This window comes from Plantibacter elymi (nom. nud.), assembly GCF_900177795.1.
Taxonomy (GTDB): domain Bacteria; phylum Actinomycetota; class Actinomycetes; order Actinomycetales; family Microbacteriaceae; genus Plantibacter; species Plantibacter elymi.
Genome location: NZ_FXWJ01000002.1, coordinates 431800 through 454751, shown reverse-complemented (window position 1 = coordinate 454751; position 22952 = coordinate 431800). Strand labels below are relative to the sequence as shown.

Genomic DNA, 22952 nt, shown 5'->3' with positions numbered 1-22952 from the left:
CGCGGTCCTAGTAGATCGTTCCCATCGCCTCGCGCACCTGACCGAGCGTTACCTCGGCCGCAGTGTTCGCCGTCTCATTACCGCGACGAAGGATCGCCCGCACGAGGCTCTCGTCGGCGGCTAGCGCTTTCCTCCTCGCACGCATCGGCTCGAGGAAGTCGTTCACGGCTGTCGCAGTCAGTGCTTTTAGGGCGCTGCTGCCGCCGTCGCCGATCTGATCGGCCAACTCGACCGGTTCAACATCCAGGCACAGCGCGGCCGTCGACAACAGCGCCGAGACGCCTGGCCGGCCTTCGGGGTCGAAGCTGATCCGCCGGTCCTGATCGGTTCGGGATTGACGGATCACTGCGACCGTCTCGTCCGGTGTCATCGATAACGCGATTGCGTTGCCATAGCTTTTCGACATCTTCCGACCATCGAGCCCCGGCACCTCCGGGGTCGAAGTGATCAACGCATCCGGAACCGGGAAGACCTCTCCATAGCGCTCATTGAACCGGCGGGCGACCACTCGGGTCATCTCCACATGGGGGAGGTTGTCTTTGCCCACAGGCACTAGAGTGCCCTTGCAGAACAAGATGTCGGCGGCCTGATGCACCGGATAGGTCAGCAGCAGCCCGCTCAATGCACGGCCGGACGCTGCGAGCTCCGCTTTGACGGTCGGATTTCGATGCAGCTCCGCTTCGGTGACCAGACTCAGAAATGGGAGCATCAGCTGGTTCAGCGCCGGCACCGACGAGTGGGTGAAAATCGTCGTCCGTTCCGGGTCGATGCCGGCAGCGAGATAGTCGAGGACGGCGCTATACACGTTCTCTCGAACGTGGGCCGTGGTGTCCCGGTCGGTGATGACCTGATAGTCCGCGAGCACGAGGAACATTTCGACGCCGGCCTGCTGCAGGCGCACCCGTTCCCTGATAGTGCCGAAGAAGTGGCCCAGATGGAGCAGCCCGGTCGGCCGCTCACCTGTGAGCACCCGAAACCTCTCCGGGTGCTCGGCTACGAGGGCGGCGACCTCTGCCGAACGTTGCGCTGTTGCGGTGAAGGATTCCAACTGTCTCTCCCGATGATTGGGAGCTACACGGAGCACTCGGGCCGTTCCGCGAGCTGCCGCGCAGCCCGTGAACATACTTCAACCGGCTGCTATCGCAGCCACCACCAAGCGGAACGGTTGAAGTTCATGAACGGGATACTACCGGGACTCATCCCCAAGCCCAGAAGACACAGAGTGGGTCTGGCTTAGATTGCCGCCCTGGACCCAGCTGAGGTTGACATTCTCAGGGTGGCCACGTCCGCGTCGGCTGTCCGCCAGCGGCAAGAGCTAGCGAGGCGGAACGACCGCCTTCGGCATGGAGGTGCTCGTGCGCGGCGGCATGGTCAGGTGGAAGCGAGGCATTACTTCGCAAGGGGTCAGGCAGGCCGTCGACTACGCGCTCGGTGGTGCCTGCGATGCAACTGTCGGCACACCCGCTGGCATCGCCCGCGCGCTCGGCTATGCACCCGAGACCGTCACCCGCTTCATCGTCGAGAACGAACAGATCACCGCCGATCAGCTCGACCGGCAGAAGCTCGCCGCCTGGGTCGCCGGCCGTGATCCCGGCACCGAGGTCATGCGTGGCGTCCTGAACCCGTCACCTCGAGCGGATCTCCTCTTGGATGCGACCATTAACGCGTCGAAGTCGTTCTCTGTCGCGGCGATCCTCGATCCGGAGGTCGCGGCAGCCTACGACGCACTGCAGGATCGCCTCCGCGAACGGATCAGCCTCGCCTGGCAACGGGAGCTCAACGCCCGTCGCGGGAAAGCAGGCCACCGTCGCATGCCGCTGACTCGCATCGAGATCGTGGAGCTCCGCCACGCCCGCTCGCGTGCGCTCGATCCCCACCAGCACCGGCACCTGTGGCTCAACATCAAGGTGCTTGGAAAGGACGGGCGTTGGAGCAACATCGACTCCCGAGTGGCGCTGCGTTTCCAGACCGTCATCAACGCGGAGGGCGACCTCGCCGCGAGGACGGACCCGGAATGGATCGCTGCCCTCGCCAGGAGGGGTTTCAGTATCGGCGACGACGGCGAGATCGAGCATCTCGCTCACATCGTGCGACCGTTGTCGAAGCGGTCTCGTCAGATCGAACGGAACCGCGCCAACCGGCTCGACCAATGGCGGCTCGAACACCCCGGCGTTGAACCCACGCCGCAAGACCTGACCGCCATCGACCAGTGGGCCTACGCGCACAAACGCCCGGCGAAGCCTGCCGCGATCGACGAAGCCGACTGGCTGAACCTGGTCCGAGACGAGATCATCGAGCTCGATCCGCAACTCACTGAGCAGCGGGCCCCCTTCGCGCCGATGGTGAGCAGCCTCGGCGATCTCGATATCGATCTGCTTGCGAGGCGGGCGGTCGCCGATGCTGACCAACGCTCGACCCCGAGTGGAGGACGATTCAGCCGATTCGACGTCCACGCCGGCGTGCTTCGGGCACTCGCCACAACAGGGGTGGTCGCTGAGCGATCCTTGCTCGAGCCACTGATCGAGCAGGTGATTCAGCGCGCCGTCGACGAGGGCTGCACGGACTTGCTCGGCGCCGACGAAGTGCCGCCACAGGTGAAGGGCTACCTCTCGAATCACACCGCGACGCTCAAACGGGATGTCGAGCGCCGCATGGTCGAACTTGCGTCCCCCGGACGATCCCTGACCGAAGAGGCGGTCCTCCGCGCCGAGCGCGCGTCCCTTCCAGCCGGTCGCTCGCTCGATGAAGGGCAACGAGCCGCCGCCGCAGCGCTGGCGGGCAACGATCGGCTCGTCACCGTGACCGGCCCAGCAGGTACCGGCAAGACGACCATGCTGCGCGTCGCCTGCGACTTACTCCGTCGCAACGGCCGCCGCCCGCTCCTGCTTGCACCGACGCGGAAAGCCGCGCAGGTGGCTGGTGCCGATACGGGCGCAGATGCAGCGAGTGTGCATGAGCTGCTCCGAGCCCACGGCTGGACTTGGGATACAGATGACGCCGGCCGCGATGTCTGGACATGGGAACGTTCAGCGAACCCGATCGCTCGGCGCTACCGACTCCGACGCAATGACCGTGTCATCGTCGACGAGGCCGGCATGCTCGACCTCGAGGCCGCTCGCGCGCTCTGCATCACCGCAGAGCAAACCGGCGTGGACCTGGCCTTCGTCGGCGACCCGATGCAGTTGCGCCCAGTTGGACACTCGGGAGCGATGCTGTTGGCGACCGAGGCCGCGACAGCACGCGTCGATCTCGAGGACGTGCACCGCTTCCGCAAGCCAGACGGAGCGATCGACCTCGAGTACGCGCAGCTCACGGTCGCGCTGCGCGATGCACGGAGCGAAGATGATCGGCTTGCCGTGGCAGATGGCCTCATCGCCGGCGGCCATGTCGTCGAGTTGGAGCCTGGTCATGATCCGACGGCCTACCTCGCCGAACGGTATCTCGCAGACACCGCGGCAGGGCTGCGTGTTGCGTTGGTGACGGCGACGAACGAGGAGGCGCAGCGCATCAATGACACGATCCAGCGACTCCGACTCTCGCGGGGCGAACTTCAGCCGCGTTCCGTGCTCTTCGCGCAGGACTCGCAACCCATCTACGAGGGGGACCTCGTCCAGAGCCGAGCCAACGAGAGGAACCTGGGCCTGAGTAACCGTCAGCTCTGGCGAGTCCGCAGCATCGCCGGTGAGCACGCCTCCCTCGAATCTGCTTCGGACCCAAGCCGTGTTCGAAACGTCCCCGCGAGCTACATCGCTGAGCACGTACACCTGGCCTACGCATCCACGGCGCATGGTGCCCAGGGCGAGACCGCGGACGTCAGCTATATGTCCGGTGCCGTCAACGGCGCGGCCATCTACGTCGGCCTCACGCGTGGAAAGCACCACAACACATTGGTTCTCCCGTCGAGGGTCTTCGACCTCCGTGATCAGATCGCCGAGGCGCTGGCGCTCAATGCCGGGGAACCGACGGTCAATCGGACACAGGTCGCGGCTCGCGTCGACTTGGCCCGCGCCGCACGAGAAGCAGAGGGGGCTCAACTTGCGCTCTGAAAGACGCGAGCTTGTGGTGTACATCGCCACAGGCATCAATCACCGAACGGTCTCGCTCGCCCAGACTCGTTGGCCCGGCTGCCACACCGTGTACGAGCGTCGCTTGGCCGCTGACACGGACGAACTCCTTCTGTAACGCTGAACGTGCTGTCCACTAGAACGCGAACTTGTTCGTGCTGGAGGTGTCCGCTCACAATGAGGGCGTACCGTGGTGATCAATGATGATTGACGTTGAGGGCGACCGCTTCTCTCTGGAGGTGCGCCTAGGATCAGACGGACGTCGAGTCTATGACTTCTCATGGATCAACGGACCTAGCGAACCTTCTTACGGTTTCACCATTGGGTCGACGTCCTCATCCAGCGAGTTCTCGACGGAAGAGCTGGAGGCGAAAGTCGCCGCTTTTGTCGATTACTTCTATGCCCCAGGGGGGATCGGTCCGGTCGATTTTCCGGAGTTTGTGGCATCCAGAAATCGTCAATAAGCCGGAAGCTGCCCGTCTACCCGATCACTCTGACGATCGCTTACATCGCTGAACACGTTCACCTGGCCTACGCGTTCACTGCACACGTCGCCTAGGGTGAGACCTCGCACGTCGGGTGCGGTGAACGGCGCGGCCATCTACGTCGGTCTCACTCGCGGAAAGCTCCAGAACACACTTGTGCTGCCGCCGCGCGTCCACGAGCTCCGTGAGCAGATCGCTGGGACGCTCGCGCTCGATGCCCCGGAGGCGACGGCGAAGGCCGGTCGACACGCGGCGCGGGTCGATCTTGAGCGCGCGGCCTGCACGAGGGCCATAGCCGAAGCGAGTATCTGACGCTTCCGGGTGTCGGTGATCGCCAGTTTGGGCAGATGGGTTCGTCCATTGTCGCTGACACGACGTACACTCGCTTCATCGAACACGTGTTCGAATCTCGGAGGTGCGGCATGGCGACGATCGTTGACGAAGCAGTGGATGTTGATCTCGCGGCGGACGGTGATCCGCTGGCGTTCGTGTGGCAACGGTTCGAACACCGAGTCGTCGGCCAGCCGCAAGCATTGTTCTCCCGCCAAGCCTGGTGGACAGGCGACTCCTCGCCAGCCCGCATCGATATCGAGACGTGGCGGGTCGACGCAGCGCGAGGCGACGAGGAGCCCACCCGGTACGACCTCCGCCGCGACACCGCGGGCAGATGGACCCTCGCGGTCGCCTGGACGTGAGCTTCTCCCACCTCCACGTCGCCTCCCATCTCTCTGCGCACTACGGCGTCACGTCGAGCGCCGCGTTGGCCGGTCTCGCAGCGGAGGACGGGGCATCGTTCCTCGCCCTGACCGACCGCGACGGACTCTACGGAGGGCCGAAGCACGTCGGAGCGTGCCTGGCTGCGGGCATCTCCCCGGGGCTGGGGGCCGACCTCGCCGTCCTCGATGAACATCAGGAACCGATCGGCCGAATCATCCTGCTCGCGCATGGTCAGAATCGTGGAGCTGGGTTCGCTCAACTGTGTCGGACGGTCAGCGCGGCGCATGGTCGCCGCGAGAAACCGGCGATCCTTCGCGATGAACTCGCCGCGATCCTCGCCGACGATCCCGCGCTGACGGTAATGCTCGGCCCTGAGTCGGATGTCGGGCAAGCGATCGAGCACCGGGATCACGCCGGCGCCGGTGCGGCCCTCGATCGGTGGCGGGAACGGCTACCAGCGCGTCATCTTGTGATCGAGGTCGTCTGTCACCTCACCGATCAAGGGGTGCGGGGCAATGTCGCGGCCGCGACTCGGATGCTCAGCCTCGCGGAGTCCGCCGGCATCCCTGCGGTGCTCACCAACGCCGTTCGATACGGGCTTCCGGACGAGGCCGCCACCGCAGACTTGGCGGACGCCGCGAGATTCTTGCGTCCGCTGGCAGAGCTCGACGACGTGAACGAGCTGCAGGTGAACGGACAGGCCTGGTTGAAGCCCGCAAAACAGATGCGTCAGATCGCCAGGATGATCGTCGGCGCCGGTACACACGATGACGGGGCTGTGCAACGACTACTGACCGAGACTGAGCGCCTCGCCGAACGGTGCGCCCTCGACCCCGTGTCCGACGTCGGCTGGAAGCAGCCGCGCATGCCGGAGGCCTCGGTGATTGGCATCAGCGGAGATCCTCATCAGGCGCTCTGGGAGCGGGCGCGTGCTGGCGTCGATGAACGGTACACGCGGCCGGGGATGCCTTCACTGGAAGACGCGCACCGGGCGCTCGAACACGAAATGCGGATCGTGGAGCAGCTCGGCATGCCGTCCTACTTCTTGACGGTCGCCAAGGTCGCCGACATCATCCGCGAGATGGGGATTCGGATTCAGGCACGTGGGTCGGGCGTCGGGTCCGTCCTCAACTACGCCCTTCACACGTCGTCGGTCGAGCCCATCAGCAACGGGCTCATCTTCGAACGCTTCCTCTCGGCCGAACGCACCAACCTGCCCGACATCGACCTCGACGTCGAGTCCGCCCGCCGACACGACGTCTACCGCGAGGTGTTCGCTCGCTTCGGCTCAGACCGCGTCACGCTCATGTCGATGACCAACGCCTACCGCTCGCGTGGAGCCGTCCGCGACGCGGGTCTCGCTCTCGGTATGGACGAGTCGATGATCGACATGATCGCCAAGCAGATGTGGCGGTTCAACGCCCGCGAGTTCCGCGACGCCCTCCGCGACAAGCCAGAGCTGGCCGACCTCGCCGACGCGGTTCGCGAGTCCCGCGAACTCGACCTGCTCGTGGACGTCACCGAGCGTCTCGATCGCCTGCCGCGCCACATCAGCGTCCACCCCTGCGGTGTCATTCTGTCCGATACGTCCCTGCTCAACCGCACGCCGACGCAGCTGTCGGGCATGGGCCTTCCGATGTCGCAGTACGACAAGCACGACATGGACAACATGGGCCTCATCAAGCTCGACATCCTCGGCGTGCGGATGCAGTCGGCCATGGCCCACGCCGTCAGTGAGCACGAACGGTTGACCGGCGAGACCATCGAACTCGATGCCCTGCCGCTCGACGATGAACCCACGTATGAACTCCTGCGTTCCACGCGCACGCTCGGTGTCTTCCAGCTCGAGTCGCCGGGGCAGATGGAACTGGTCGGCAAGCTGCAGCCGGAGGTCTTCAACGACCTCACCGTGGAGATCTCGCTCTTCCGTCCCGGACCGATGCAGAACAACATGCCGCTGCAATACCTCCAGGTTCGGCACGGTGAGACGATGCCCGACTACATCGACCCGAGACTGCGGCCCATTCTCCGAGAGACGCGCGGCGTGGTCGTGTTCCACGAGCAGGTCATGCGGATCATCGACGAACTCACCGGCTGCGGTCTCGGACCCGCTGACGTCATCCGCCGACAGCTTGCGGACCGCGGACGTCTCGCGGGCATCGAGGCGTTCGTGCGGGACCGTGCGATGGCACGCGGGTTCCGGCCCGCCGTGATCGACAAGGCCTGGACGATCCTCGCCGGCTTCGGCTCGTTCGGGTTCGCGAAGGCGCATGGAGCGGCCTTCGCGCTGCCGACGTTCCAGTCGGCCTGGTTGAAGCGGCATCACCCTGCCGAGTTCATGGCCGGGCTCCTCACTCATGACCCGGGGATGTGGCCGAAGGATCTCATCCTCGCGGAAGCGCGCCACCTCGACGTGCCAGTCCTGCCGATTGATGTGCAGCGCTCAGGGCTTGAGTACGTCGTCGAGATCGCACCCGACGGCCGACTCGGCGTGCGAATGTCGCTCGTCGAGATGAAGGGGAGCACCGAGAAGGAACGAGCCCGCATCGCGAGACACCAGCCATTCTCATCGCTTCAGGACTTCCGTGACCGAGTCCGCCCACGCCGCCGCACCTTCGAGGCGCTGGCACGCGTCGGCGCACTCGACGCGTTCATCGACTACATACCAAGACGACGCCACGAACTCCTCGCTCACCTCGCTGGAGTGACCACGAGCGCCCAGCTCATCGCAGATGAACAGCTCGCGTTCGAACTCGACCTACCCGTTCCAGAGCGCAGCACTATCACCTCGCTCGAGCTACGCGGACGGACCCAGACCGACCTCGAACTGCAAGAGATGCGCCTGGCCGTGAACCGCCACCAGATGGAACGGTTCTATCCCCTCTTCCGGGAGCTGGGCGTCACGCCGGCGCGGGATCTCGTGGACCTTCCCGGAGGAACGGAGGTCCTCATCGCCGGCGTCCGCCGAGCAACGAACACGCCACCGATGCGCGGGGGTAAGCGCGTTGTCTTCGTCTCCCTTGACGATGGCACCGGTCCGGTCTCAAACGTCGTCTTCTTCCACGATGTCCAGGAACAGATCGGCTCAGGAGTCTTCCAGACGCACTACATGCTTGTCCGAGGCACAACGCGACGTTCCGGAGCGCGCGGTGTTTCCGTGACGGGTACCGACGCCTGGGATCTTCTAGGACTGAACCGCGAAAACGACCCGCAGCAAGCGCACCCTCTGAATATTGCGCAACTGCCGCGGCGTGTAGTATAACGCGGACGCCGCAGCCGGCCGCTAGTATATTCTGCTCTGTAGAGAAGACGGTGTCACTGGCAGGTTCGCATGTAGCTATCGTCGATAGAGTCTGAGTCGCGCAGATCGGCGGGCTTTCTATTGACTGCACTCGGCTTCCATGGAGTGGCCGAAATTTTCGGGCAGCCCTCGACAAGGTTCAGCGGGCAAAATCGAGAATAGCTGGCATAGACCCGCTTCCAGCCTCCCGCGGCAAAGTGTTCAATTTCAGCGCAGCGTATTGAGCAATATCTGGCGGGAGAAGGCGATCGGACAGGGCGTGTTCGACCGCGGATCGTCCCGTTGGTGCCAATAGAGCTGATCGCACAACTACCTCCGCGAGGGTCCGCGGAACCTCATCGAGTCGGCTCATGAGGACGCCGACATGTGAAACTGAAGCCCGGCTGATAATGCTGATGCCTACTCCATGGAAGACGGTGGCGAGTTTACTTCTCTGCTTCCGACTGACAGGTAAGTCAGATATCGACTTGCACACGTCCAGGAAGGCTGCCAAGCAGTCTTGGATTGCTCCCGTTTCCAAGTGGCGCCGAATAAATGTGCTAGCGTCGTGGAGCATTGATGGCTCCACTGATGCGCTGCCGGATAGTCGAGGCTGAAACGACAAATCGAGCAGCGTTGGCCAGTCGTTCATCGGCCCATGTGAACCGATGATTGCTCGGTGCACCGACTTCTGAGCGTCGAGCAATGCTCGGCCACGGGGTAGGTCAGATTCGTTTAGCCACTTCATGGCCTTGTGGGCCTGAGCGGGGTCGTTTCGAACAACTATTGCGGTCATGCGCGTCAAGCGAGCCTTGTCGATGTCGCTGCGCACGATAGATACGGCGGACGATAGTTCGTCGACACCAGGCGAGAGAATGCCCATATTTTGGAAACTCTCCCACAGCGTTACTCCGTGCCTCTGCATGCTGTCATTGCCAGCGATGTGTTTGGCGATCGCCGACTCGATCTCCGGTCGACTTGCTTCAAGAGAGCTGAAACACCCAGGTTGCCGAGCCATCTCTTGGAGGGAGCCGACAACATCACCAGCGAGCGCGATCGAAACAGCGGAACGAGCTACTTTGACATCGACGTTCGAGTGTTGGGTGGCGCGCTCGAGGTAGGTCCGCTTTGCGGATGCGTCTAGCAGACTCGGATCCTCCGTAATGCTCTCCACGGCGAGTATGGCGCCGCTGTGGCCGCCAGTGGCGGCTACAGGAAGGATTGGCAGACCGAAGTCCGGAGCGAGCCAGAAAGCAAGATGATCCGACCCATCTACACCAGTTAGGCATTCGGCAGCTACGTCGGGCAAAACGCGTTGGTCGATCAGTGACCGCCTCACAGCGATGGCCCAATGCTGTTCGTTCGTCAGGCCCGAGGCATTGTCGCGGCTGGGGAGGCCGCGATTGAGCACGCCTCGGATCCGGTCGATCACTTGGGTTCGCCCAGGTGACTCGCTGCTGAGCAGGGGGGCTATCAAGAGACCGACGATGCGTGGTGGACCAGACGCTGCAGACACCTCGAATACTACGTCGAGAAAGCGTTCGAGTTGAGGGACATCAACAACGCGCTGGATTTCTAGCTGCAGCGCGACGAGTTCCGCGCCCACTTTGATGGAACTCTCGACTGACCCGACGCTGGCCAGGAGCCGTTGCGCCTGCAGCAGGCGTTCCTCTAGAGGAAGTAGATCCGCCCGCCGTCGCTCGAGGTCGAGAATAATTCCTAGTGCATTTCGGACACTCCTGGTGGGACTATTTTCTCGGCTGTCAAATACTAGTCGTACCTTGATCTCGAGGAGGTCATAGAATTGGTTTCCCCCTAAAGCCTCCCAGTGTTCGCCTGCCAGCTGAAGTAGCTTTATCAGGGGCTCGGAACCCGGCGCGGCATCAAATATGCGCAGAATACTCTTCTGGACGAACGGTGTGCACGACTTCGTTAGCGCGAATAGGGCGTAATAGATTTCGGCAGGGTTGCTTAGCGTATCCGGGGCTTCGGAGATAATTGCCTCAATCAGATCCAACTCCTGCGCCAACGCACCCATCGTGAGTGGATCGCGTTGGGCGATGCGTCCTACGCAACGAATGAACTCGTGCATGACCTCGCCTCGGCGCGAGTTCCATATCCGCGAGAGGGCTTCGACGATATCCGTGCCCTGGATCTGAGGCGCAAGTATCAAGAAGCGGCGCAACGCGGGCGTCGGGAGCGCTTCTAGCCTCGCAGTAAGGTGCTCCGCGAGAGCGGAGTTGTGTGCACATACCGCAACTCCAAGCTGGATCGCGGTTGGAGCATCAGAGTCCAGAAGGCGATTGACACTCTTGGTTACTGCTTCTCGTCGCGCGGCGCTGCTAGAAAGTAGGATGAGAAATTGTTCCAACACGGCGCCCACGAACAAATCAAGCGGTTGGTGCAGTACATGCAGTAGTAATCTCTCGAGCTCCGCCTCGGGGTTCGGCCGGCGGAGTAGTGCTTGAGCCGCGGCGAACTCGAAAAGAGTCTGGTGGAAAAAACGTATACGGTCGGCGACTCGCAACAGTGTTCCTCTGCCTATCAACGCTTGAAGGGCTTCCGAGGGTTGAATAACGTCTGCCGAGAATGCAACTTGAATGGTGGTTTCCAGCAGCAGATCTACCTCGACATCGGGGCTTCCTTCAGCGAGCATGGCCAGTCCGACCCTACATGCCATAGTGGTGAGGTCCTCAGACGGAGTTGGTTGGGTGTCCCTATCTCGTTTGTCTGTCTCGATGCGATCGCGCCAGTATCGCCGGTAGAGGCTTGTCACGTCCATATCCATGGAAGGCGTCAGTCCGTCACTCAGTTCGAAAAGTAGACGGAGTAGCAGCGGCGACTGTAGGACCTCAAGCACAGGAAGCTGGCGCACATGAGCCTGTTTAATGAGGTCGACGAGGTTCTCTGGAGCATGATCTGGGAGATACCGGGAGGCTAGGGATCGGACCGCCGATCCCAGCTCGCGTTCTGAGTAGCGCTCGACGATCACGCGCTTGATCTGCGAAGGAAGCTTTTCCGCTTCCGCAGGTCTCACTGCGAGGATTATCGCAACTCGTAGGGTTCGCAATTCTTCGACCAGCTCGATAGTTGCGAGTACGGAGGCAGACGAGTGCAACAGGAGATCTGCTGTGTCCAGAAGTACCACCGGCTTCGAAGCTTGCGAAGCGATGGATTCCGCATAGGCGACGATGTCACCACGAGTTGCTCGTTCCTCGCCGGGCTTTGCCACCCCGGCAAGCAACGCAGCGGAAACAAGAATCGGCCGATGCGTCAACGTGGCTGCGAGTTCGCGCGCGGTTCCCCACAGCAGACTCGTCTTTCCAAAACCGGCCTCGCCTGCCACGATCAGTGGATCCGTCTGACCGGACATGATGTGATCGACGATCCGTGATTGCAGCTCCCTATGCACGAACAACGGGTGCGGTTCGTCCGGAGATTCCCTGACCCCCGCGAACTCCGCGCCAATTGATTCCAGCATTCGCTCGGAGTCTCTCTCGATGCGAGTGAACGCCAGTAGAGAGGCTCGCGCCGATGCGGTGTCGTCCGCTGCGAGGGTTTGCCCGCGTATTAGAGCCCCGACTCCCTCGGCGAGGGTTGCAGGCTCGGCCGTAAACCAGTCTCGTACTCCGTTAGCCAGGACGGCCGCGAAGGCCTGCGAGTATCCACGTAGGTCCTCTTCTTGATCGAGCACGGTTCCAATGAGTTCAGGTGCTTGAACGAAGCGCGCTGACCATGCTGGTCCGTTGGAGAGCGCGTCTGTGCGAACTTGGCCCCCCTCAGGCCCATGCAGGTCCTGAGTGAGCCGCTCTAGGATTTTGGTCATTGCTTCACGCGTTGGTCCGGTTAGAGAGCTTGGCACCACCTCGTCGCCGGGCTCGGTGAGTGCCCGTTCTGCGTGGTCCAGGAGCTTCTCGTAGGATCCTCGGTCTGGCTGAAGGATCCACGCCTCGATCGGCGCCCTCAATGGCGCAGGCAATGCCGAGGCAGCTCGTGCCTTCCAGAAGCCCGGTCCGGGGCGCTTGCCTAGCGATCCTGCCACGCACCCAAGCATAGGTGGGCGTCGGATTGGACGTACCGACGGAAGCGCTCTAGTTGACAGGAAAATCGTCGCCCCCGGCCCGTAACCGGGGCGTCGAGGACTCCCATGGAGCGGGTTGTGGGTGCGAGCCAGGCAGGGCGATGATTGGAACCTTGTGGCCGGCATTGACGTTGCGAATGGGCGTGGGTCGAGATGCAGTATCCTTGACATCACGACGGGCTGGTCACCAGAACGTTGTTCGCCGGATGCCCCGCCTCGCGGGGCTTTCGTGCTTAAGGGCGCCAGACCCATACATGGACGACCGCCGGCTCGATCGCGGCCCACAGACGCTCCGCGGAGCGGCGTGCACGTGCGTCTCCTTCGGGGTGTCCGTCCAGCCGGTGGTACAGGTAGGCGATGAGGTCTGCTGCCTGGATGCCAGGAGTGCCTCGCGACGCTCGGAAGCTCAGCGGCAGTTCGATGCCGGTGAGTGTCGATGAGGCATAGCCTGGCGTCCCGATGTCGCGGAATCGGCGCACGAGTGCGTGCAGCGCAGTCTGGTCGGGGAGCTCATCGGCGATGACGGTCAGCCATGTGCCTCGGGCAACAGCATGCTCGCTGAGTTCTTCGAGGATGTGCTGCAGTACGACCTCATGCGGTCGGCGTGGATAGCGGTACCGTGCGTGCAACCTTGCAACGTCGAGTCCCCGCACGTAGACCTCGACGGGAACATCGACGAGCAGTTCGAGTGCTCGTCGGTAGATGGTCGCGACTGCTCGGTGGCGCCCTCGCAGTGGTGACCAAGCGCCCTTGCCGGCCGTCATCTCGTGTGCGTGGAGTTCGACGTCGTGAGGGAGACCGAACGCCTCGGCAATGCCCGCCGCACGCACGATCGCCTTTCGGAGCCGATCCTCGTGCTTCGCATCGATGACGACGGCAGCGATGTAGTAGTTGTCGCGAGTGTAGGACTCATCGAGGTACGCGATCAGCATGTGCTGTCCGCCTGTCGATCATGACAGTCAGCCGGATAGCCGCCTGCCCGTCTGTGCGTTTTTCCGTCTGTCATGACGGATTGCGGTTGAGACGGTCGCGAATCGCCTCGTCGAGGAAGTCGACGATGCTGATGTCGTGGATCGCGAGGTAGTGGTCGAGGTCATCCCGGAGGGACATCTCGATCTTCGAGGAGAACGGCTCCATCCGGCGGCGATTGCGCGGCCTACCCGGTCCCAGGCGGCGGGAGGCGAGATCATCCGTCATGCCGCCGGGCCGGCCGGCGGGCGAGGTCAGCGCTGTGAGGTCATCGACCGTCGGCGCCTTCCTCAGTGCTGGGCGACGGTCATCCGCGCTCATGCTGCCACTCCGTGCAACGCCTCTGAGAGTGCAGCGAATCGCTCGGTCAGCACCAGTGCACCGGGAGTCGTCAACGAGCTGAGCGGTCGACGGCGGCTTTCCGCATCTTGTATCGACGTGCGTTCTGGCAGGAACGGGCGGAGCAGGACTTCGCCGTAGGTGGCCTCGAGTTCTTCCAGGCGGTATCGGTGCTCTGAGGTCAGTCGGGGTGTGACTCGGTTGACGACGATACCGGCGAACCGCAGGGAGGGGTTCAGGTGCGGGAGCGCCCGCACCTTTGCCACCGTCTCGAGGTACTGTCCGACGCCGGTGAGGCCGAATGCTGTGGGGTCGGTCACGACGATGGTGCTGTCCGCCCAGAGCAGCGCATTGAGCGTCAGTCGTCCGAGCGCTGGTGGTGTGTCGATCAGGACGTTGTCGTAGGCGTCGAGCTGCGCGCTTCCCCAGGCGGACGTCTTGAGCCGCAGCTCAGGCGTCAGGAGTGACTCCGACTCAATCCGCGCGAGATCCGGGGACCCGGCGATGAGGTCGACGTTCTTCCAGTCGGTCGGAGCCGCCGCTGCACCGAGCGTTCCTGCGTCGCCCGCGTAGAGGACATCAAAGACGGTGTACTCACCGCGTCTCCCGAGGACGGTTGTCGCGTCGGACTGCGGGTCCAGGTCGATGACGAGGACCTTTCGCCCCTCTTGGGCGAGTGCGTCTGCTCGACCAAGGACGACCGTTGTCTTGCCGACACCGCCCTTGCGGGAGCCGATGGCTTCTTTGTGAGGCATGTGTTGACGTCCATTCGTATGGTTTGTCGGAAGGGTGGACGGTGTGACGGGCGGCCGTCCTTCAATACGTCATGACGTATTGACAGGTTGAGCCTCCGTGCCCGAGGCGGCGAACGCGTCAGCCTGCGCCGAGCTGTGTTTGCCGGACGTGGATCAAGCCGTCGAGGGCGGCGTCGTCTGAGTCGTATCTGCCTGCCGGGAGTGCGAGGAGTGCGCCACTGCAGAACGTGAGCACGAGGAAGGCGAGGTATCGAGGCTGACCAGGGCGACCGGGAGCCTCGCGCGCGGGGGCCTCGTGGACGTGTTCGTGAATCCGCTCGACGTGGTCCAGATTGATCCACTGCCACTCGGCCGCTGCCTCGGATGGCAGCCCAGTGTCGTTGAAGGTGGTGAGCATCATGCGGGTGAAGCGAGTCATTCGGTGTCCTGTTCGTTGTTGCTTCGAACGTAAGGACGGCGACACCGGCCGTGGGGTGACAAGTGTCTGACTGTGGATAACTTCGGCGCTGCGGACCATGTGGACCACCTCAGCTCATCGCCGGACTGTTCCGACCCCGGCTAGCTCGACGAGCGAGTTGCTCGGCCTCGCGGCGCTTCTCTGCTTCTACGGCCAGCTGGAGTGCGCGTGCGCGCGTCATTCCAACGGGGGTGACCTTCCCACGCTTGTAGGGTCCAGTCGTCGGCGTGGGTCGCATTGCGGGGTCGATCCGTGAGCGGGACTCGAAGATCTTCTTTCGCTCCTCGGCCGTCGGCCGGCCTGGCTCCGGATGGAGCAGCCTCCACAGTTGTTCGCCACCTCGTCGCTCCTGGTAGAGCGCCTCAAGCCGGGCAGGGCTTGCCCGACTCAACGCGGAGAAGAAGCTCCTGGCACGCTGCTCTGCGAGTCGCTGTTCCGCCGCCGTGGTCTCGTGGAGTCGGGGCGGCGGGAGTAGTACCCGCGTCGGCAGCGGCACGTAGTTCCGCTTCGCGTCCTCGCGGTAGAGGCCGAGCAACGACTGGGTGCGCTGTTTCGCGAGGGCCTTCTCCCTCCCGTACCCGAGCCCGCGCGCTTCGCGGATGTGCTCGCGAGCGATCCAGTCGCGAGACTCCCAGAGCACGAAGCTGAGCTTGGCGTCGTACGCGCCTTCGTTCAGCAGTGCTTGCAGACGCTCGGGGCTCGCATTCCTCAGCCCGTTGAAGAACGCCTTCGCCTCGGCCTGGTAGTCGAGGGTCTTGGGAGCCGCGACGAGCATCAGGGCACCGTGCCGTCTCGGTCGGCACTGCCGATGCGCGCGCGGAGCTCAGGTCCTTCCGACATGGTCCGGCTCGCCGTTTCCAGGTGTCCGTTCGCGCAGCCCTCGGGCTTGTAATGGCGAAGGCGGGAGCGGAAGTACTCGAATCGCTCGTGCCAGCCGAGGGGCCCGTGCCCGCCGCTGTCGGCTTCTTCGAACGACACCTCCCAGCTGCTGAAGAGCGCGGAGAGTTCCTCCACGATGCCGTCGTGGAGATACCAGCAGTCCGGTATGAGCCGGGCCGGGATCGTGTACCGGGAGCAGATCCAGGAGACCCACTCCGCGAGCAGCCGCCAGACCTCTGGCTCACGTTCGTCCGGCAAGGACCGCCAGTTGACGACACCGAAGTACTCGGGCTCGGGCAGCGTTGGCCAGGTGTCGAATCCATCGCCGACCTCGTCCGCGTCGTCCAGCGCGAACGGAGCCCGGAACTCACGCTCCGCTGCCTGCCGCCATCCGCCAGTCTCAGCCATGCGTCTTCCGCCGGGCTTCGGACTGTTCGGTGAAGACCTGCCGCTGGGCAGCCTCCGTTGCTCGCTTGCCCGCGACGATCTCGCGAGCGTCGCGTCGTGTGGTCCATCCTTCGACGTCGAGGAGGACGCCTCGTCGGTTCCGGTAACTCAGCAGACCCATGCCTTCAGGGAGTCGGCGGAGTTCATCGACCGTCAGCACCGGCTCCAGCTGTCGCTGCTCGGAGCGGGTCGTGCCCGTCTCGCTGCGGCTGACGGACCCACGGTTCACCTGCCGTTGGCCGAGCATGCTCGACACGTCTTGCAGGTGCTTGATGTTGGACGACCCGCCGAGCATGAGCTTGGCGATGGCGGAGTTCCAGATCGTGTCAGCCTCGCTCTCCGACCAGGCTGACTTCGCCTGCGACAGCGACTGGAGCACGACCATCGTCGAGATCCCGATACCGCCACCATCGGAGAGGATCGTCGGCAGTTGCGGCCAGGCAAACATGTTCGCGATCTCGTCGAGGATGAGCCCAAGTGGTGGATCGAGCCGGTTCCCAGGGGAGGCCAGCGCCTTGCGGCGAGCGGTCTCGACGATGTCGTCCAGTACCGCGCCGAGAAACCCGCCGACCGCCCCCGCGCCGGTTCCGGTGCCGATGAGGTAGATCGTGTTCGAGCCGGCGAGAAACTCGTCGACGTCGAGCGCCTCGTCGGATCCCGGGTTCATCGCGTCGAACACGGACGGGATCGCGAGCGGTCGCAGGGCCTCGGCGACGCCGAACCACTTCGATCCCAGCAGCTTCGCGTCACCCTCGATCACATCCGCGAGGCCCATCGCCCACCCGGGCGCACCGGAGTCAGCGAGCACATCAACTGCACGTCCCGCCAACACCGGGCTCATGCCCCAGTCGCGGAGTGCCGTCGTGCCGCCGCCGCTGAGCGCTGCTGCATGCAGCAGAGCAGCGAGGAGGGTCCCCGATGCGCCGGCCCATTCCTGGTTGGTGGAGGAGCGTCCGAGTGCACTGCCGGCGATGATCGTGCGGGCTCGTTGCTCGGCGACCAGTGGGTCAGCACAGCCGGTCACCGGTGAGATCCGGAGGGCGGAGCGGATGCCTGAGAGCTGCTGCGGGTCGAAGACCGTGACGGTTCCCCGTTGTGCGCGGTGTGCCATCGTCGCGGCAAGGTTGTCGTTGCGGGTGGAGGTCGTGACCAGCGGGCCGTTCCAGTCGAGTATCGCGGAGATGATGACTCGCCAGCCCTTGCCGGACCGGGGCGGGCCATCGAGGAGGAGCGAGTCTTCGATCGAGACGTAGACGTCGAGGCCACGCGAGGTGCCGATCCGCCAGCCGACATCATCGGCGGTGGGATCCGCGAGCGTCGGACGAAGGGTTCCCGCCCTTCGAAGGAGCGCCCGCTCGGAGACCTGTCGCCGCACCTCGCTGCGTCCCGCCAACCCACTGCGCCGCAGGAGCTGTGATCGGAACCAGCGGTCGGATTCACGGAACGACAACCATCCGGCAAGACACAGCGCGGCGACGATCGTGAGCAGGACCACTATGCCGATGACCGCCCAACGGGCGCCATCTGTGGAGACGGCGCAGGCCCCGCCCGGTGTTGCGGGAACCGAACCGCTGGCGACCAGTAGCCCAGCCGCGGCGAACGGACCGAGTCCAGCCGGCACCTCTCCGCAGGTCAGCAGCACGAAGACCATTACCACGGCGCCTGCGATGCCGATTGCGGTTGCCGCGATGGCGATGATGCCCAGGAGAACGAGCACGAGTCGGTCGGTCATTGGGGTGCCGCTCCGGGGCCGTCGGTGCGGAAGACAGCCAGTTCGCCCGGTGTGCAGTCGTTGCGGACCTTGGCTACCCGCTCCGGCCCGATCTGCCAGAAGCCTTCGCCACGGCGGAGTTTGCGGACAAGCTCGGTCTGCGTCCGGTTCCATCCGAGGACTTGCGAACTGCGCTCGAGCTCTCCCGTGTGCTGCGCGTAGTTGACGCGCGTGTCGCAGTCCGCCAAGAGCCCGAGGGCTTGAGCGTGCAAGGCGGACCCGCGATCGCCAAGCGCGTCGAAGTCGTTGATGCGGTGGATGAGGTAGCAGTTCGACCGCCTCTTGTGACGAGCGGTCTTCTCGTCGCTCACTCGTCCGACGAGGTTGCCACCGCCCGCGACCTCGTTGAGCAGCGCGACGGCTGCCTCCTCGTGCACGATCAGCCGCGCCTGGCCAGGACCGGCAGGGGTACCCCGCTCGATCCAATCGGTCGTCGTCAGACGGAGAAGTGCTTTCGTCTCCGCACTCGCGCGCAGGAGCCCTGAGGTGTCGACCGTCAGCATCGGTGTGTTCGCGTCGAAAGCCACCGTCGATGGGCGGTCCATGAGGTCGGCGAGATCGCCGACCGTGACGCGACGAAGGGTGTGGGCGAGCATCTGGCCGCCCGCTCCGATCTCCTCGGCGATGTGGGACTCAGGGTTACGCAGCGCTTCCCAGACCATCGGCACCAGCGCGGTCGAGTTCGACCGGTGCACCTGCTCAAGTGCGAGATCGATAGCCGTGTGCTCGATCTCGCTGAGGTCCGTCGTGTTCCGGAGGATGGCGACCATGGCGCGGACCTTGGTCCGCTGGAACTGCAAGACTTCCTGCGTCCAATCAGCACCGCTCACGTCGGCGCGGCGGGGTCCCGGATCGAGTGGGTTGATCCGCGCGGCCTGACCAGGGCCCAGGCGCATCGTCACACCTCCGACGTAGGCGGCGACGCGCGTCCACTCCCCGTTCGGATCGTGCGGCACCGCGACCTTCCGGCCTAGCCGACACAGGCGAGTGCTGAGCGCCTTCGCGAGCACGGACTTGCCGCTGCCCTTCACCCCGAAGATCGCCATTGAATGCGAGCGAACGACACCCGCGGCGTAGGCCTCCCACGGGTCGAAGCAGAACGTGGATCGCGACAGCAGGTTCGGGCCGATGTATGCGCCGGCCATCGGATTGCCGCTCTCGGCAAGGAAGGGCAACGCCGCTCCGAGGGTGCGTGACGAGGCGCGGTGGACCGGCGCGACGACGCCCGGCCGCGCGCGGAGGTTGTGCGGTGCTTTCCAGCCGCCGGCCGGCATCGAACTCGCCGGAAGCGCGTCTTCGGCGATTGCATCGCGCCATGCGCTCAGACGCGACACAGATCCGGATCGACGCCGGCTCATCGCTTGCCCACCGGAGTCGGGAATGCGGTCGATATGAACGCCGCGGCCTGTTGGAAGTACATCGCAGCGAGCGTGACCCGGGCCGGCTGCGCTGCCTGCAGGATGGAGGCCGATGCGCGGGTGAGGCCGTCGACGTCGGCGGCCGAGACGGTCACGAACCCGCGGAACTCCATGTCGGTGAACCCGTCGACGATGTCATCCTCGCGTTCGCCGAGATCCTCGTATTCGCGATCCTGCTCACGGGTGGTGATCATCCCGCGTCGCTGACGCAAGCCTCGTGCGACCTCGAGGTCGACCTTCGCTCGCCCCACCTGACTCAGAGCCTTGTGGGTCGGTACCGGCCGCACGCTGAGGGTGAGCACCCGCGTCGCGTCGCCTGAATAGAGCAACTTGTCTAGGAACCCGACGCTGATTTCGGAGCGAGGCCACTCGGCGATCCAGTACGTGCGGTGGACCGAACCATCGATCTGCACGTGATCCCAGCGCTCCTCGATGCCCATCACCGGAGCGAGTTGGTTCTGGCCGTCACTCCGCGACTCTGCTGCAAAGCTCGTCGGGTTCATGGCGAGTGCGAGCATCTCGTCGATCGCTTCTGTGTCGAGCCAGTTCCGGAGCTCGACGCCGATGGCTTCGAGCGAGTCACGCATCTGCTCGACAAGGTCGGTCACGATGGCAGCGATGCCGACGAGGCCGCCGCCAGAGTGCTTGATCGCCGACCGGAGCGAGCGTAGGTCGCAGGTGACGGTCACTGTGTTGGTGAACTGCATCGATCGATCGGCACCCGCGGTGATCAGCGCGTCGTACTCTGCTCGGACCGCGCGGCTGACGGTCGACGGCTCGGTTTGGTCGCGTTCCGCTGCGTAGCGCGCGAGTTCGTCGGCGGGTTTGGCGTCGACACGGATACGCGCCGTCGCGTCGACCAGCCCTGGAACCGCCTCGAGCCCGCTCATCCATCCGACGAAGCCGTCGTAAGCCGCCTGCTGGACGCCTTCATCGAGCAGCGGCCATGCGGAGCTCAGGACGTCGACCGAGAACGAGACGAGGGATCGTTTCGGGTCGAGGATGAATCCGCCCCGACCTGGGACCTGGACGAAGCGCAGTGATCCGTGCGCGCCGGGGAGGCGATAGCGATGGACCTCGCGCGGGCCTTCAGTCCCGCGCCGCTTCGTTCCGATCTTCATGGGTTCGTCCTTTCGTGGGTCCCACACGTCGCGCCTGAAGCTCGTCTGGAGGCGATGCTGTCGGGCGGCGTACGTGAGGACGCGCCAGATGAGCGCGAGACCGGACTCGCGATGCCAGGTCCAGCTGCCGACGGCGATCGAGAGTGCTGCCGGCCAGACGCCGATGCGCCAGTAGCCGTCCCAATCGACCAGGAGCCACATGACGGAGGCCGCTGCCGTGGCACAGATGACGGTGAGCTGGGGCCAGCTCAGACCGAGGAAGGCGCCGCGTCGCTCGCGCTGGGCAAAGCGGACGCGGGGGAGGGGCGGCGAGTTGGTCATTTCGCGAGAATCCGTCCGAGGACGCGCATGGCGTTCTGGGCCTTGCCTGAGACATGCGGCCGGGGCTGCAGGGAGTTGCGGACCTCATCGCCGGCGAACGACACCAGGCGGACCGCCCACAGGGGAGCGAAGGCTGCGGCGAAGACCACCCCAGCGGCGACGATCACGACGCCGAGGTCGGTGGAACTCGTGACCAGCTGTATCGAGAGGACCAGGATCGCCGCCGCCAACGGTTCGGCGATGACGAGGCCGATCGTCAGGTTCGCCCACCTCGTCGCCCAGACGGCGAATTTCGGCTGCCCGATCATCATGAGGCCGATCGGGGCCGTCGCGGCGAGGGCGACGAGCGAGAAGGAGCGGATGGACATCGAGACGTAGAGGAAGAGTGCGGCCAGCGCCATGATGGCGAGGATGAGCAGGACCACGGTGTACTGGCCGATGACTGCGTTCGGGGCGAGCTTGGCGGTGGTCATGGCCTGGGCGATCGCGCCATCGTCGGCCGGGACGGAGACATCAGCGACCACGCGGTATCCGAACATGCGCAGCAGCGCGTTGCCGAGGCTCTGGTCCTGGACGGTTGCGACGAGTGCATCGGTCGTCTCACCGCCGTAGGTCACGAACTGCCTCATCACGTACACAGCCGCGACGCTGGACGGCACTGCGACAACGAGGCCGACGGCGACCTGCGCGATCCGCCGGCCGTCTCGCATGATCGCCGCCGGCGCGAGCTGGAAGCAGGCGACGATGGAGATGACGAGTCCCATCGTCGCGACCCAGAACCAGAACTGTCCGTCGGCGATGGTCCAGCTGGACTCGCCGGGACGGCTGCCGATGAAGGCGTTTGCGAGCATGTCGGTCATGAAGTCGCCGAGGCCGATGATGCCACCGCCGATGAAGCGGGCAGCCGACTCCTGAGCCATGCACGGGATGTCGGCTGGCCCGCAGCCGAACTGAGGCACTCCGAAGTCGTCAGTACGGAAGCCGCTCATACGATCTGCAGCCCGACGCCGAAATTGATGAGCGCGGTCGTGCCGGCCGCGATTGCAGCGGCCGCTACTGAGCAGAGAACGCCGGCGATCCCGACGGACTTCAAGGCTCCGTTCTTGATGAGCCAACCGAGCGCAATGCAGGCGGCAGCGAGAAGCACCCCGATGCCGCAGAGGATGAGGACGACGAAGAGGATGTTGCCCGCAAGGTCCTGGGCGGCTTTCGATCCTGGACCAGCCTTCGGCGTGATGTCGGGGATCGTCTTCAGAAGAAACCCGCCGAGGTTCGTGGTCCCCAGGCTCGTGATGATGCGTTCGCCCACGGTGTTCACTCCGCGTGGATCGGGACGGAAAGGATGAGCGGGTCGTCCTGGGAAGGCACGTCAACGACGAGTTTCAGCGCGGAAACACCGAACGGCACGTAGTAGGCGAGTGCGAAGCTCGTGCTCAGGTGGTTCGGCAGAGACCAGTCACGACCGCGCCCCTGCGCGCTGGCCGGACCCCACGGGACGCCGGCATCGGCCGCGAAGTCCGGTCCTTCGTTCGTGTCTAGTTCGGCCGTGTCGCCGAGGCCGGCCCAGGTCGTCTCCCGAACGGTGAGGCCGGTGAGGTCGAGTTCGCCGAAGGGGACGAACCCGTCGAGCGAAACCTGGATGACGATCACGAAGCTGCCGGCCGGAAAGCGGTCCGTTCCGCCGGGCTGGCGGAGGAGACCCGAGTCCTGGGTCGTCACGTAGCTGCCGAGCTCGTAGACGGCGACGCCAAGATCTGAGGTGGCCGCGCGGGCGACTGGCTCTTGATCCGGAGCGGCGGGGGAGCGGTCTGTTTGGCCTGTGGATGAGGCTGTGGACTGGGGCGCAGT

17 protein-coding genes are annotated in these 22952 nt (G+C 64.5%); 3 read left to right on the top strand and 14 right to left on the bottom strand.

Annotated features, from left to right (window positions below):
* Positions 1 to 7: 7 nt before the first annotated feature.
* A complete protein-coding gene (gene trpS / locus CCK91_RS06995) occupies positions 8 to 1048 on the bottom strand; it encodes a tryptophan--tRNA ligase (RefSeq protein ID WP_242664423.1) in 1041 nt (346 codons plus the stop codon).
* Between the two features lie 295 nt (positions 1049 to 1343).
* On the opposite strand from trpS, the gene CCK91_RS06990 reads away from it, so the two are divergent.
* From CCK91_RS06990 to dnaE, 3 genes are all read left to right on the top strand, one after another.
* Positions 1344 to 4046: an AAA family ATPase gene (locus CCK91_RS06990; protein ID WP_086473452.1), complete on the top strand. Its 2703-nt coding sequence runs from the start codon at positions 1344 to 1346 to the stop codon at positions 4044 to 4046.
* Positions 4047 to 4971: 925 nt separating this feature from the next.
* Positions 4972 to 5244, top strand: a complete 273-nt coding sequence (locus CCK91_RS06980) for a hypothetical protein (RefSeq protein WP_086473450.1) — start codon at positions 4972 to 4974, stop codon at positions 5242 to 5244.
* The gene (gene dnaE, locus CCK91_RS06975; protein ID WP_165767002.1) at positions 5241 to 8528 is read left to right on the top strand and encodes a DNA polymerase III subunit alpha; all 3288 of its coding nucleotides are present in this window, start codon (positions 5241 to 5243) and stop codon (positions 8526 to 8528) included. The genes CCK91_RS06980 and dnaE overlap by 4 nt, the downstream gene beginning before the upstream one ends.
* A gap of 178 nt (positions 8529 to 8706) precedes the next feature.
* On the opposite strand, the gene CCK91_RS19495 is transcribed toward dnaE, so the two are convergent.
* The 13 genes from CCK91_RS19495 to CCK91_RS06915 form a co-directional block, all read right to left on the bottom strand.
* Complete coding sequence (locus CCK91_RS19495; protein WP_133059949.1) at positions 8707 to 12588, bottom strand: hypothetical protein; 3882 nt, start codon at positions 12586 to 12588, stop codon at positions 8707 to 8709.
* Positions 12589 to 12860: 272 nt separating this feature from the next.
* Positions 12861 to 13559 carry a DUF3800 domain-containing protein gene (locus CCK91_RS06970; RefSeq protein WP_086473448.1) on the bottom strand — a complete coding sequence of 233 codons (699 nt, stop codon included), beginning with the start codon at positions 13557 to 13559 and terminating at the stop codon, positions 12861 to 12863.
* A gap of 70 nt (positions 13560 to 13629) precedes the next feature.
* On the bottom strand, positions 13630 to 13917 hold the full coding sequence (locus CCK91_RS06965; RefSeq protein WP_086473447.1) for a hypothetical protein: 288 nt from the start codon (positions 13915 to 13917) through the stop codon (positions 13630 to 13632).
* On the bottom strand, positions 13914 to 14690 hold the full coding sequence (locus CCK91_RS06960) for a ParA family protein (protein ID WP_086473446.1): 777 nt from the start codon (positions 14688 to 14690) through the stop codon (positions 13914 to 13916). The genes CCK91_RS06965 and CCK91_RS06960 overlap by 4 nt, the downstream gene beginning before the upstream one ends.
* A 118-nt stretch (positions 14691 to 14808) precedes the next feature.
* Positions 14809 to 15108, bottom strand: coding sequence for a hypothetical protein (locus tag CCK91_RS06955; RefSeq protein ID WP_086473445.1), 300 nt, complete (start codon positions 15106 to 15108; stop codon positions 14809 to 14811).
* Positions 15109 to 15217: 109 nt separating this feature from the next.
* Entirely contained in the window at positions 15218 to 15922 is a 705-nt protein-coding gene (locus tag CCK91_RS06950) for a hypothetical protein (protein WP_086473444.1), read from the bottom strand.
* The gene (locus CCK91_RS06945; protein ID WP_086473443.1) at positions 15922 to 16434 is read right to left on the bottom strand and encodes a hypothetical protein; all 513 of its coding nucleotides are present in this window, start codon (positions 16432 to 16434) and stop codon (positions 15922 to 15924) included. The genes CCK91_RS06950 and CCK91_RS06945 overlap by 1 nt, the downstream gene beginning before the upstream one ends.
* Positions 16427 to 18205: a type IV secretory system conjugative DNA transfer family protein gene (locus CCK91_RS06940; RefSeq protein WP_242664421.1), complete on the bottom strand. Its 1779-nt coding sequence runs from the start codon at positions 18203 to 18205 to the stop codon at positions 16427 to 16429. Before CCK91_RS06940 ends, CCK91_RS06945 begins: the two co-directional genes overlap by 8 nt.
* On the bottom strand, positions 18202 to 19389 hold the full coding sequence (locus CCK91_RS06935) for a helicase HerA domain-containing protein (protein WP_133059947.1): 1188 nt from the start codon (positions 19387 to 19389) through the stop codon (positions 18202 to 18204). Before CCK91_RS06935 ends, CCK91_RS06940 begins: the two co-directional genes overlap by 4 nt.
* A gap of 209 nt (positions 19390 to 19598) precedes the next feature.
* Positions 19599 to 21104 (bottom strand): SCO6880 family protein, encoded by a 1506-nt coding sequence (locus CCK91_RS06930; RefSeq protein WP_086473441.1) that lies wholly within the window; start codon positions 21102 to 21104, stop codon positions 19599 to 19601.
* The gene (locus tag CCK91_RS06925) at positions 21101 to 22024 is read right to left on the bottom strand and encodes a hypothetical protein (RefSeq protein WP_086473440.1); all 924 of its coding nucleotides are present in this window, start codon (positions 22022 to 22024) and stop codon (positions 21101 to 21103) included. The genes CCK91_RS06930 and CCK91_RS06925 overlap by 4 nt, the downstream gene beginning before the upstream one ends.
* Before the next feature lie 65 nt (positions 22025 to 22089).
* Positions 22090 to 22413: a hypothetical protein gene (locus tag CCK91_RS06920; protein ID WP_133059946.1), complete on the bottom strand. Its 324-nt coding sequence runs from the start codon at positions 22411 to 22413 to the stop codon at positions 22090 to 22092.
* Between the two features lie 5 nt (positions 22414 to 22418).
* Positions 22419 to 22823 carry a hypothetical protein gene (locus CCK91_RS06915; protein WP_086473438.1) on the bottom strand — a complete coding sequence of 135 codons (405 nt, stop codon included), beginning with the start codon at positions 22821 to 22823 and terminating at the stop codon, positions 22419 to 22421.
* Positions 22824 to 22952: the final 129 nt, after the last annotated feature.

Coding starts and splice junctions, on each gene's coding strand:
- CCK91_RS06970 (WP_086473448.1), bottom strand. CDS start 13,559: ATGCTGATCGCGTACCTCGATGAGTCCTACACTCGCGACAACTACTAC.
- CCK91_RS06925 (WP_086473440.1), bottom strand. CDS start 22,024: ATGGCTCAGGAGTCGGCTGCCCGCTTCATCGGCGGTGGCATCATCGGC.
- CCK91_RS06935 (WP_133059947.1), bottom strand. CDS start 19,389: ATGGCCGGCGCATACATCGGCCCGAACCTGCTGTCGCGATCCACGTTC.
- CCK91_RS06945 (WP_086473443.1), bottom strand. CDS start 16,434: ATGGCTGAGACTGGCGGATGGCGGCAGGCAGCGGAGCGTGAGTTCCGG.
- CCK91_RS06980 (WP_086473450.1), top strand. CDS start 4,972: ATGGCGACGATCGTTGACGAAGCAGTGGATGTTGATCTCGCGGCGGAC.
- CCK91_RS06930 (WP_086473441.1), bottom strand. CDS start 21,104: ATGACCAACTCGCCGCCCCTCCCCCGCGTCCGCTTTGCCCAGCGCGAG.
- CCK91_RS06940 (WP_242664421.1), bottom strand. CDS start 18,205: ATGACCGACCGACTCGTGCTCGTTCTCCTGGGCATCATCGCCATCGCG.
- CCK91_RS06950 (WP_086473444.1), bottom strand. CDS start 15,922: ATGCTCGTCGCGGCTCCCAAGACCCTCGACTACCAGGCCGAGGCGAAG.
- CCK91_RS06965 (WP_086473447.1), bottom strand. CDS start 13,917: ATGAGCGCGGATGACCGTCGCCCAGCACTGAGGAAGGCGCCGACGGTC.
- CCK91_RS06960 (WP_086473446.1), bottom strand. CDS start 14,690: ATGCCTCACAAAGAAGCCATCGGCTCCCGCAAGGGCGGTGTCGGCAAG.
- CCK91_RS06955 (WP_086473445.1), bottom strand. CDS start 15,108: ATGACTCGCTTCACCCGCATGATGCTCACCACCTTCAACGACACTGGG.
- CCK91_RS06990 (WP_086473452.1), top strand. CDS start 1,344: ATGGAGGTGCTCGTGCGCGGCGGCATGGTCAGGTGGAAGCGAGGCATT.